10 protein-coding genes and 1 rRNA gene (1 of these 11 only partly in view) are annotated in these 12,227 nt (G+C 50.9%); 9 read left to right on the forward strand and 2 right to left on the reverse strand.

Translation table 11 applies throughout. The features are described from left to right. Positions 1 to 52 precede the first annotated feature (52 nt). Positions 53 to 412, reverse strand: a complete 360-nt coding sequence (rnpA, locus tag ACR1UW_RS01855) for a ribonuclease P protein component (protein WP_033014243.1) — start codon at positions 410 to 412, stop codon at positions 53 to 55. 79 nt (positions 413 to 491) lie between these two features. Further along, positions 492 to 626: a 50S ribosomal protein L34 gene (rpmH, locus tag ACR1UW_RS01860; RefSeq protein ID WP_020961658.1), complete on the reverse strand. Its 135-nt coding sequence runs from the start codon at positions 624 to 626 to the stop codon at positions 492 to 494. 490 nt (positions 627 to 1,116) lie between these two features. On the opposite strand from rpmH, the gene dnaA reads away from it, so the two are divergent. From dnaA to ACR1UW_RS01905, 9 genes are all read left to right on the forward strand, one after another. Next, on the forward strand, positions 1,117 to 2,466 hold the full coding sequence (gene dnaA, locus ACR1UW_RS01865) for a chromosomal replication initiator protein DnaA (protein WP_033014241.1): 1,350 nt from the start codon (positions 1,117 to 1,119) through the stop codon (positions 2,464 to 2,466). Between the two features lie 171 nt (positions 2,467 to 2,637). Beyond that, on the forward strand, positions 2,638 to 3,774 hold the full coding sequence (dnaN, locus tag ACR1UW_RS01870; RefSeq protein WP_033011986.1) for a DNA polymerase III subunit beta: 1,137 nt from the start codon (positions 2,638 to 2,640) through the stop codon (positions 3,772 to 3,774). Between the two features lie 181 nt (positions 3,775 to 3,955). Further along, positions 3,956 to 4,177: a S4 domain-containing protein YaaA gene (gene yaaA / locus ACR1UW_RS01875; protein ID WP_033011987.1), complete on the forward strand. Its 222-nt coding sequence runs from the start codon at positions 3,956 to 3,958 to the stop codon at positions 4,175 to 4,177. Positions 4,178 to 4,188: 11 nt separating this feature from the next. Beyond that, positions 4,189 to 5,307, forward strand: a complete 1,119-nt coding sequence (gene recF / locus ACR1UW_RS01880; RefSeq protein WP_094239399.1) for a DNA replication/repair protein RecF — start codon at positions 4,189 to 4,191, stop codon at positions 5,305 to 5,307. Between the two features lie 45 nt (positions 5,308 to 5,352). Next, complete coding sequence (gene gyrB / locus ACR1UW_RS01885) at positions 5,353 to 7,275, forward strand: DNA topoisomerase (ATP-hydrolyzing) subunit B (protein WP_498934409.1); 1,923 nt, start codon at positions 5,353 to 5,355, stop codon at positions 7,273 to 7,275. 153 nt (positions 7,276 to 7,428) lie between these two features. Next, a complete protein-coding gene (gyrA, locus tag ACR1UW_RS01890; RefSeq protein WP_237421017.1) occupies positions 7,429 to 9,906 on the forward strand; it encodes a DNA gyrase subunit A in 2,478 nt (825 codons plus the stop codon). Between the two features lie 276 nt (positions 9,907 to 10,182). Next, positions 10,183 to 11,259 (forward strand): HD-GYP domain-containing protein, encoded by a 1,077-nt coding sequence (locus ACR1UW_RS01895; RefSeq protein ID WP_237421018.1) that lies wholly within the window; start codon positions 10,183 to 10,185, stop codon positions 11,257 to 11,259. Continuing rightward, positions 11,240 to 11,383, forward strand: a complete 144-nt coding sequence (locus tag ACR1UW_RS01900) for a hypothetical protein (protein ID WP_155734064.1) — start codon at positions 11,240 to 11,242, stop codon at positions 11,381 to 11,383. Before ACR1UW_RS01895 ends, ACR1UW_RS01900 begins: the two co-directional genes overlap by 20 nt. A gap of 241 nt (positions 11,384 to 11,624) precedes the next feature. Further along, positions 11,625 to 12,227, forward strand: a 16S ribosomal RNA gene (locus ACR1UW_RS01905) (it continues 956 nt past the right edge of the window).

Raw genomic sequence — 12,227 nt, forward strand, 5'->3', positions numbered from 1 at the left:
ACTGTATGTATTTTATCATCTTTTTCCGCCCTTGTGAGAGCGTTTTTTCAGGCTAAATCCGGCGTTCAGCCTCCTTTTTCAGCCCCCCGGCTTTCCGCAGCACATGGATCAAACTTTTTTTCACTTCCGCGTAGCCCATTTCCGCCGCAGGCTGCCTGGCAATAATGACATAGTCCTTGCCAGGGGCGACCTCTTCTTTCAATTCAAGAAAGCATTGGCGGACGTATCGTTTGATCCGGTTTCTGACAACCGCTTTGCCAAGCTTTTTGCTGACTGACAGCCCAATGCGAAAATAAGGCTGCTCAGGACGGTCAAGCGTGTAGACGACAAACTGGCGGTTCGCCACCGAGACGCCCTGCTGAAACACCTCTTGAAATTCCTCGTTTTTTTTGATGCGATATTTTTTTTTCATGCCCCTAAAACACTCCATTTGCCTAGTTTCCCGCCGCCAAAACATTGAGAAAAAAGACCACTGAAGCTTCAGTGGCCTATTATGCAGACAATACTTTTCTTCCTTTGCGACGGCGGCGCGCCAATACTTTTCTCCCATTTTTCGTGCTCATGCGCGCGCGGAACCCGTGCACTTTGCTGCGCTTCCGTCTATTTGGTTGATACGTCCGTTTCATCTATGACACCTCCCTGAAGGAATAACTGTTACGGGCAGTCTTTCTCATTATATTGAACAATCTCAGCAAATGTCAACCGCCCCTTTCTCTTTTCTTGAGGCGGCCTTGATGTGGATAAATTTTTCTGCCCCCAACCACAATCCACAACATTTATCGACATTTTTTTCACATACGCAATGGTGTGGATAACGTTTTTTTCACAGCCTGTCCGTTTTGTGGATAATCAAAAAATTCCGTTGCAACAAGCCGCTTTATTTGCTATTATTATTGTGTTTTCACTATGGTCGACAATGGATAACTGTGTGGATAAAAAAACCTATCCACACTTGTGGATAGGTTGTGGATATGTTTTTTCACATCTTGTTTATAATGTTGTCCACAGTTGGTGGATTTTGTCGAAAAGCCGTCTTTTTTCCTTAATATATCTTTTCCACAAACTTATTTTTTTAAACAAATGATTATCCTCTGAATTAAAAGGGAGGGGCAACGGGTGGAAAATATCCATGATTTATGGGATCGCGTGCTTCAGGAAATTGAACGGAAAATCAGCAAGCCGAGCTTTGAGACTTGGCTCAAGTCAACGAAAGCCCACTCTTTGCGTGGTGACACGCTCGTCATCGTAGCCCCGAACGAGTTTGCTAGAGACTGGCTTGATTCCCGCTATTCCCATTTAATTGGGGAAACGATCTACGCCATTACCGGCGAAGAGCTGGCCGTCAAATTTATCATTCCGCCAAACCAGGCTGACGAAGAACTCGAGTTTCAACCGGCCAAAAAACAGCGGAAGCAGTACGAGGAAGCGAATGATTTCCCGCAAAGCATGTTAAATCCGAAATATACATTCGACACGTTTGTCATCGGCTCCGGCAACCGGTTCGCCCATGCTGCATCACTCGCGGTCGCCGAAGCCCCGGCCAAGGCGTACAACCCGCTTTTCATTTACGGCGGAGTCGGACTTGGAAAAACGCATTTGATGCACGCGATCGGCCATTACGTCATTGAACATAACCCGTCCGCGAAAGTTGTCTATTTATCTTCAGAAAAGTTTACAAACGAGTTTATTAACGCCATTCGCGACAACCGCCCGGACGATTTTCGCAACAAGTATCGAAACGTTGACGTTCTGCTAATCGATGATATTCAGTTCTTGGCTGGAAAAGAACAAACGCAGGAGGAATTTTTCCATACGTTTAACACGCTGCACGAGGAAAGCAAGCAAATCGTCATTTCAAGCGACCGGCCGCCTAAAGAAATCCCGACGCTTGAAGACCGCTTGCGTTCGCGCTTTGAGTGGGGGCTGATCACCGACATCACGCCGCCTGATTTGGAAACGCGGATCGCCATCCTCCGAAAAAAAGCGAAAGCGGAAGGGTTTGACATTCCGAACGAAGTGATGCTTTATATCGCCAATCAAATCGATTCGAACATCCGTGAGCTCGAAGGCGCCCTCATCCGCGTCGTCGCCTACTCATCGCTTATCAATAAAGAAATCACGGCTGACCTGGCAGCGGAAGCATTGAAGGATATCATTCCGAGCGCGAAGCCCAAAGTGATCACGATCCAAGACATTCAGCGCGTTGTTGGACAGCATTTCAATATTAAGCTTGAAGACTTTAAGGCAAAAAAACGGACAAAATCGGTCGCGTTCCCCCGGCAAATCGCCATGTATCTCTCCCGCGAACTGACCGACTGTTCGCTGCCGAAAATCGGCGACGAATTTGGCGGCCGCGATCATACGACGGTCATCCACGCCCATGAAAAAATATCAAAGCTTTTGCAAACCGACACGCAGCTGCAGAAACATGTGAAAGAAATCCAAGAAAAGCTGAAGCAACTGTGAATAACCGCCGCTGTCTTACGCACAGCTTATCCACATGTGGGCAAGCTGTGCTTGCTTCGCTTTTCTTGGTTATCCACATACCAACAAGCCATACTACTAGTACTACGGTTTTTATTTTTTATATTTTTATAATTTATTTCCGATCACCATTAAAACGAGGAGGAACAGCAAGTGAACATCTCGATTGACCGTGAAGCGCTGGCAAGAAGCGTCCAAGATGTGATGAAAGCTGTATCGACGAGAACGACGATTCCGATTTTGACAGGGATTAAACTGACAGCGACGGCCCTTGGGGTGACATTGACAGGCAGCGACTCCGATATTTCGATCGAGTCGTTCATTCCGCTTGAAAAAGAAGGTCGGCTGCTCGTTGATGTCAAAAGGCCGGGAAGCATCGTGCTGCAAGCTCGCTTTTTTGCTGAAATTGTCAAAAAGCTGCCGCAGCAAACTGTCGAGATCGAGACGGAAGACAACTTTTTGACTGTCATCCGCTCAGGCCACTCGGAATTCCGTCTCAATGGCTTAAATGCCGACGAATATCCGCGGTTGCCGCAAATTGAGGAAGAAAACGTCTTTCAAATTCCGGCTGATCTATTGAAGACAATCATCCGACAAACTGTTTTTGCTGTTTCAACATCGGAAACGCGTCCCATCTTGACAGGTGTCAACTGGAAAGTGGAGAATAACGAACTCGTCTGCACGGCGACAGACAGCCATCGTTTGGCGATGCGAAAGGTAAAAATTGAAGCAGGACATGCTGTGTCGTACAACGTCGTCATTCCGGGGAAAAGCCTAAACGAGCTGAGCAAAATTTTGGACGACGGCAGCGCTCCGGTCGATATTGTCATAACGGCCAACCAAGTGTTGTTTAAAGCGGAACATCTTCTTTTCTTTTCCCGGCTGCTTGACGGAAACTATCCGGAAACAGCCCGCCTGATTCCGACAGAAAGCAAAACAACGATGACCGTCAATGCGAAAGAGTTTTTGCAAGCGATTGACCGGGCATCACTGCTTGCAAGGGAAGGGAGAAACAATGTCGTGAAACTGACGACGCTCCCGGGAGGGCTGTTGGAAATTTCCTCGGTTTCTCCAGAAATCGGGAAAGTGACGGAACAGTTGCAGGCCGAATCACTTGAAGGGGAAGAGTTAAACATCTCGTTCAGCGCAAAATATATGATGGATGCACTCCGGGCCCTTGATGGCACCGATATTCAAATCAGTTTCACCGGGGCAATGCGCCCGTTCGTGCTGCGTCCGCTTTACACCGACTCGATGCTGCAGCTCATTTTGCCGGTAAGAACATATTGATGTATGTCGGAAACGCATAAAAGGCGATCCAGTCATGGACGCCGTCCTTTTCGGAATGCCTCCGATGGAGAGGATGGGGACAATTGCGTCCCATTCTCTTCATCGGCTTTCTTTGCGGACGGGCGATGTTTTCGATAAAATAAAGGAATAGGCGACTTAGAGGAAAGCGAGCGATGAACGGATGGAACAAACGGTGACGATTAAAACGGAAACGATCACGTTAGGACAGCTGTTGAAGCTTGTGCAGTTAATTGATACAGGCGGCGCTGCGAAATGGTTTTTGCAGGAATACAACGTGCTCGTCAATGGCGAAAGAGAGACCCGGCGCGGGCGGAAGTTAAAAGACGGCGACCGGGTGGATGTTGAGCAAATCGGCACGTTTGTCGTTGTACGGGCAGAGTAGGTGAAGATCGGGTGTTTTTAACCGACTTAGTGTTAACGAACTACCGCAACTACGAACATGAAATGGTGAATTTCAGCCAAGGCGTCAACGTCATTCTCGGGGAAAATGCCCAAGGGAAGACAAACATGATGGAGGCCATTTATGTATTGGCCATGGCGAAATCGCACCGCACATCGAACGATAAAGACCTTATCCGTTGGAATGAAGAGTATGCTAAAATAGAAGGAAGAGCGGAAAAACGAAGCGGTTCTCTTGCCCTTGAACTGCTCATCTCAAAAAAAGGGAAAAAAGCGAGATGCAACCATATTGAGCAGCGACGGCTCAGCCAATATGTCGGGCAGTTAAATGTCGTCATGTTCGCTCCGGAAGACTTGAATCTGGTCAAAGGAAGTCCGCAAGTGCGGCGGCGGTTTATCGATATGGAAATCGGACAAGTATCCCCCGTTTATATACATGATTTGGGTCAATACCAAAAACTGTTGCAGCAGCGCAACCACTGCTTGAAGATGATGCAGACGCGCGAGAGGGGCGACGAGGCGGTGCTTGACGTATTAACCGAACAGCTCGCCGTGCTGGCGGCGAAGATTACGTTGCGGCGCCGCCAGTTTTTGTCGCTGCTTGAGCAGTGGGCGATGCCGATCCACCGTGAAATCAGCCGCGGAGCTGAACAACTCGGCATTCGGTATGAACCGTCGGTCGACGTATCAGAAAAGGCAGAATTGTCGAGAATAGTAGAAGCATACTGCGAAACGTTCGCTTCCTTGCGAAAACGGGAAATCGAGCGGGGAACGACGCTTGCCGGCCCGCATCGCGATGACATCGCGTTTATCGTCAACGGAAAAAACGTCCAAACGTTCGGTTCCCAAGGGCAACAGCGCACAACCGCGCTGGCGGTGAAACTGGCGGAAATTGAGCTCATCTTTTCCGAGTTAGGTGATTACCCCATTTTGTTGCTCGATGATGTGCTGTCCGAACTTGATGACTTTCGGCAAACCCACCTCTTAGATGCGATCCGAAAAAAAGTGCAAACTTTCGTGACCACAACGAGCATTGACGGCATTAAGCACGATATCATTCAAGAAGCGGCTATTTATCGAGTCCACTCCGGTTCGGTAGCTGCCCCTTCTTGACCGCAAAACGTTGAACGTTTGCAAAGAAAGCGTAGGTGATCTGGCATGACAATGGAACAACGGGTTGAGCGAGCGTACGACGCGAGCCAAATCCAAGTGCTCGAAGGCCTTGAAGCAGTTCGAAAGCGCCCGGGGATGTACATCGGCTCGACGGGGCCTAAAGGGCTGCACCACCTCGTTTGGGAAATCGTCGACAACAGCATTGACGAAGCATTAGCCGGCTATTGCACGGAAATTCATGTGACGATCGGAAAGGATAACAGCATCACGGTCGCTGACAACGGGCGCGGCATTCCAGTCGATGTGCATGAGGCAACCGGACGGCCGGCTGTTGAGGTCATCATGACCGTTCTGCACGCCGGCGGGAAGTTCGGCGGCGGCGGTTATAAAGTATCCGGCGGCTTGCACGGCGTCGGCGCCTCGGTCGTCAACGCCTTGTCGGAATGGCTGGAAGTTTACGTATACCGAGATGGGAAAATCCATTATCAAAAATACGAGCGGGGCGAGCCATGCACCGATCTGCAAGTCATCGGCGAGACGGACCGAACCGGGACGACGACCCGCTTTAAGCCGGATCCGGAAATTTTTACAGAAACGACCGAGTTTGATTACGAAACGTTGGCCGCCCGGCTGCGCGAGCTCGCCTTTTTGAACCGCGGCTTGAAAATCACCTTGACGGATGAACGGGCTGACAACCGGAAAAGTGAATACTTTTATGAAGGCGGCATCCGCTCTTACGTCCGCCATTTGAATCGGACGCGGGAAGTGTTGCACGAAGAGCCGATTTACATTGCCGGCGAGCGCGACGGCATCGCTGTCGAAATCGCCTTGCAGTACAACGACGGCTATACGAGCAACATTTATTCATTCGTGAATAATATCCATACGCACGAAGGCGGCACGCATGAATCCGGCTTTAAAATGGCGTTGACGCGCATCATCAATGACTACGCCCGCAAACAGCAAATTTTCAAGGACAATGATGCCAATTTGACGGGGGAAGATGTGCGGGAAGGGCTGACGGCCATTGTGTCAATCAAACACCCCTCCCCGCAATTTGAGGGGCAGACGAAAACAAAGCTCGGCAACAGCGATGCGCGCACGGTGACGGACGCTGTCTTTTCTGAACAATTTGAAACGTTTTTGCTCGAACACCCGACCATTGCCCGAAAAATTGTCGAAAAAGGGATGATGGCCGCCCGCGCCCGCCTGGCGGCCAAAAAGGCGCGCGAACTGACGCGGCGCAAAAGCGCGCTTGAAGTCTCCAATTTGCCGGGCAAACTTGCCGACTGCTCGTCAAGAGATCCGTCGATCAGCGAGCTGTATATCGTGGAGGGGGATTCGGCGGGCGGTTCAGCGAAACAAGGGCGCGACCGCCATTTCCAGGCAATTTTGCCGTTGCGTGGGAAAATTCTCAACGTTGAGAAGGCAAGAATCGACAAAATCTTGTCCAACAACGAAGTGCGGGCGATCATCACCGCTCTTGGCACCGGCATTGGCGAAGAGTTCGACATCTCAAAGGCGCGTTATCATAAAGTCATCATTATGACCGATGCGGACGTCGACGGCGCTCATATCCGCACGCTTCTTTTGACATTCTTTTATCGCTACATGCGTCAATTTATCGAGCACGGCTATGTGTACATCGCCCAACCGCCCCTGTATAAAATCGAACAAGGAAAACAAGTGCGCTACGCTTACAACGACCGCCAGCTCGAAAAAATTCTTGCTGAGCTGCCGGAACAACCGAAGCCGACAATCCAACGCTACAAAGGGTTGGGCGAGATGAACCCAGAGCAACTTTGGGAGACGACGATGAACCCGGAAAAGCGAACATTGCTTCAAGTCAGCTTGCAAGATGCCATTGACGCAGATGAAACGTTTGAAATTTTAATGGGCGACAAAGTCGAGCCACGCCGCCAATTTATCGAAGAAAACGCCCGTTATGTGAAAAACTTGGACATTTAGGATGAAAAGAGAGGGATGGGGCCGCCCTCCTCGCTTCTTTTTGCCGACGGGGCCAACCGGGGCGCAAACGAAGCGGCGCCCGCCGTCCGCCTATGTCTGCTCCCTGTAAAGGCAGACCGGGCCGAAGAAGGCTCAAAAGGGAGGTTTATATGAATGGCAGAACATGAACAATCGCGCATTCGCGAAGTCAATATCAGCCAGGAAATGCGCTCGTCGTTCCTTGACTACGCCATGAGCGTCATCGTTTCCCGCGCCTTGCCGGATGTGCGCGATGGGCTGAAACCGGTGCACCGCCGCATTTTATATGCCATGCATGACCTCGGCATGACCGCTGATAAACCGTATAAAAAGTCAGCCCGCATCGTCGGCGAAGTGATCGGGAAATACCACCCGCACGGCGACGCCGCCGTGTATGATACGATGGTGCGCATGGCGCAAGACTTCAACTACCGGTACATGCTCGTTGACGGGCACGGCAACTTCGGGTCGATCGACGGCGATGCAGCAGCGGCCATGCGTTACACGGAAGCCCGCATGTCGAAAATCGCCATGGAGCTGTTGCGCGACATCAATAAAGACACGATCGATTACCAAGATAACTACGACGGTTCAGAAAAAGAACCGGTTGTGCTGCCGTCACGGTTTCCAAACTTGCTTGTCAATGGTTCGTCAGGCATTGCCGTTGGGATGGCGACGAACATCCCTCCGCATCAGCTTGGCGAGGTCATCGATGCGCTGTTGGCGTTAAGCCGAAACCCGGAGATGACCGTTGCCGACTTGATGGAATACATTCCTGGTCCGGATTTCCCGACGGCCGGGCAAATCATCGGCCGCAGCGGCATCCGCAAGGCGTACGAAACGGGACGGGGATCCATTACGTTGCGCGCCAAGGCTGAAATTGAGCAGCATGCCAATGGCAAGGAAACGATTATTGTAAGCGAACTCCCCTATCAAGTGAACAAAGCAAAGCTGATTGAACGGATCGCCGAATTGGTGCGCGAGAGAAAAATCGACGGCATCACCGATTTGCGCGATGAATCGGACCGGAGCGGAATGCGCATCGTTATTGAAGTGCGGCGCGATGCGAACGCGAAGGTCGTGTTAAACAACTTATACAAACATACCGCCTTGCAGACGAGTTTTGGAATCAACATGCTCGCCTTGGTGGATGGCGAGCCGAAAGTGTTGAACTTAAAAGAATGTTTGGAGCACTATTTGAACCACCAGAAAACGGTCATCCGCCGTCGAACTGCCTTTGAGCTGAAAAAGGCTGAAGCGCGCGCCCATATTCTTGAAGGCTTGCGCATTGCCCTTGACCATTTGGATGAAGTGATCGACCTCATCCGTCGTTCGCGAACGACAGAAATAGCGCGCGAAGGGTTGATGGAGCGGTTTTCGCTCAGCGAACGGCAGGCGCAGGCGATCCTAGATATGCGCCTGCAACGGCTGACCGGCCTCGAGCGGGAAAAAATTGAACAGGAATATCAAGAGCTTCTCCGCCTCATCGCTGAGTTGAAAGCGGTGTTGGCTGACGAAGAGAAAGTATTGCAGATCATTCGCGATGAGCTGGCCGAAATCAAAGAGCGGTTTAACGACGAGCGGCGCACAGAGATCATTGCGGGGGCTGTCGAACAGTTTGACGACGAAGACTTAATCCCGCACGAACATGTCGTCATTACGCTCACTCATAAAGGATATATTAAGCGCCTGCCGTTATCGACGTATCGAAGCCAGAAACGCGGCGGCCGGGGCGTGCAAGGCATGCATACAGCCGAGGATGATTTTGTCGAACATTTGCTCGTCACTTCTACTCATGACAACGTGCTGTTTTTTACAAATAAAGGGAAAGTATACCGGGCGAAAGGCTATGAAATTCCGGAATTCGGACGCACCGCCAAAGGGCTGCCGATCATCAACTTGCTTGAGCTCGACAAGGATGAATGGATCAACGCCATGATTCCCATTGAAAATGAGTTTGATAATGAACTTTATCTCGTGTTTGCGACAAAGCAAGGGATCGCCAAGCGCTCTCCGCTCTCAGCTTTCGCCCACATCCGCAACAATGGGCTCATCGCCATTCACTTGCGCGAGGGGGATGAGCTGATTTCCGTCAAGTTGACGGACGGTAAAAAACATTTGATTATCGGCACGAAAAGAGGGATGCTCATCCGTTTTCCAGAAACGGATGTGCGGACAATGGGCCGCAGTGCGACGGGAGTCAAGGCCATCTCACTCGATGACGGCGATGAAGTCGTTGGCATGGAAATCTTGGAAGACCATCATGATGTTCTTGTTGTGACGAAAAAAGGGTTCGGCAAACGCACCCCAGCTTCGGAGTATCGCGTGCAAAGCCGGGGCGGCAAAGGGTTGAAAACATGCAATGTCACGGAACGGAACGGTCCTGTTGTTGCAGTGACAACAGTCGTCGGCAATGAAGATTTAATGGTCATTACGACAGGCGGCGTGCTGATCCGCATCGCTGTCAGCGATATTTCCAGGACAGGGAGAATTGCCCAAGGCGTCAAGCTCATTCGCCTCTCGGACGAAGACGAACATGAGTGTGTAGCGACAGTTGCCAAAGTGCCAGAGGAAGAAAAAGAAGAGAAAGAGGAAGAAGGGAATCCCGCTTAATTGAATGGCGTTCCGCCTGCAGGTGCGGGGCGCCCTTTCGTTTGAAAATGCGTGCGTCTGTTTTTACGGCGAATCGGAAAGCGAAACGCGCTTATTGGGCTTTCCAATTGCGAAAGTGCTGTTATTGCAGCCTATATAGATGCAACGAAATCGTTTAACATATCCTTGAAGGAAAAGTGGCTCATCCATTTTTGACTGTCGAAGGCAAGCCGTAGGCTTGCCTCCGTCACGATAAATCGTGCTACGATAAAAACAAAAAGACGGGGGGCTACATGGATGGTTCGCGTGAAGCGCTCCCAGCTTCGCGAAGGCTGTGTGCTTGCTGAAGATGTAATCGGCAAAACGAAACGGCCGATTATGACAAAAAACACTATTATTACAACACCGTTGTTGCAAGTGCTTGAAAAATTTCTTGTAGAGGAAGTGGAGATTGAGCCGTTTCTCGCAAACGGCGAACCATTTTCGCCGGGGGATTCGGCCGCGGCGGAGGATCAATGGCCGCTCTCTTTATATTTAGAGACCGTCCGTCAATACAAGACATGGTTTCAATCTTGGCGGTCCGGCTTGCCGGTCGACATCAATGAAATAAGGGAAGCTGTCATTCCCCTTTTTGAACACATGACAGGCTGCAAGCGGGAATTGCTTGCGTTGCACCATTATGCGACAAAAGAGGAATATTTATATCATCACGCCGTCAGTGTAGGATTGCTCGCCGGCTTTTTAGCCATGGAGCTCGGGTATAGCCGCGGGGAATGCCACCAAGTCGTTTTAGCCGGCGTCTTGTCCGACTGCGGCATGGCAAAAATGAGCAAACAAATTTTAACGAAGCCGTCGGCGCTCACTGAAGTGGAGTTCCACGAAGTGAAGCAACATCCGATTCTCGGCTACCGCATGGTGCAGAAGATCACAGCGTTAAGCCATGGAGCGAAGCTAGCCGTTTTGCAACATCATGAGCGAAACGACGGCAGCGGCTATCCGCTCAAGTTAAAAGCGAAAAAAATTCACCCCTACAGCCAACTCGTCGCAACAGCGGATGTGTACCACGCCATGACGTCAGAGCGCTTGTATCGGCGCAAACAACCGCCGCTTCGGGCTATTGAAACGATGTTGCGGCAGCAAGCCGGCAGATTGAGCGCAGACGCCGTCGCTGTACTGTTGAACCGTCTCGTCGGCCTGCAAACAGGATCCGTCGTCAAACTATCCAACGGTGAGACAGCCGAAGTCATGTCGATTCAGCCAGACGAGCCAACCCGGCCGGTTGTCAAAGCAGCGAGGACGGGACGATTGCTTCTGTTAAGCACTCAACATGATATATATATTGAGGAGGTTTTGCGTGCACCAATGGATGAATAGTCGACCGAAAAGGCCGGTGAAAAACAATCATTTTCTCTTGCTGCTGTTGTTCATCGCCGAAAGAGGAAGCGGATTTCAGCAGGTTTCTCAGCTTGAGAATAACGCATTCCGCATTGTTTTTTGAATTAAATTGCCAACCGTCCAAAAAATACCGTTGCATAAACAACATCAACATGATACAATCAACTTTGCTTGCGCCGGCAACAACGAAATAAAAAAACTATTGACTTTTTATCGCCCATCAGTTATTATGTAATAGCTGTCATCATTAAAGTAAAGATCAAGCTCCTTGAAAACTAAACAAAACGCAAGCGTCATGAAAAAAACTTCGGCCGCATTGGCCGAAGGAATCAGCCAATCAACTTTCTTTGGAGAGTTTGATCCTGGCTCAGGACGAACGCTGGCGGCGTGCCTAATACATGCAAGTCGAGCGGACCGAACGAGAGCTTGCTCTTGTTTGGTCAGCGGCGGACGGGTGAGTAACACGTGGGCAACCTGCCCGCAAGACCGGGATAACTCCGGGAAACCGGAGCTAATACCGGATAACACCGAAGACCGCATGGTCTTCGGTTGAAAGGCGGCCTTTGGGCTGTCACTTGCGGATGGGCCCGCGGCGCATTAGCTAGTTGGTGAGGTAACGGCTCACCAAGGCGACGATGCGTAGCCGGCCTGAGAGGGTGACCGGCCACACTGGGACTGAGACACGGCCCAGACTCCTACGGGAGGCAGCAGTAGGGAATCTTCCGCAATGGGCGAAAGCCTGACGGAGCGACGCCGCGTGAGCGAAGAAGGTCTTCGGGTCGTAAAGCTCTGTTGTGAGGGACGAAGGAGCGCCGTTCGAAGAGGGCGGCGCGGTGACGGTACCTCACGAGAAAGCCCCGGCTAACTACGTGCCAGCAGCCGCGGTAATACGTAGGGGGCGAGCGTTGTCCGGAATTATTGGGCGTAAAGCGCGCGCAGGCGGTCTC

It is taken from the genome of Geobacillus lituanicus (genome assembly GCF_050994965.1).
Lineage (GTDB): Bacteria > Bacillota > Bacilli > Bacillales > Anoxybacillaceae > Geobacillus > Geobacillus stearothermophilus.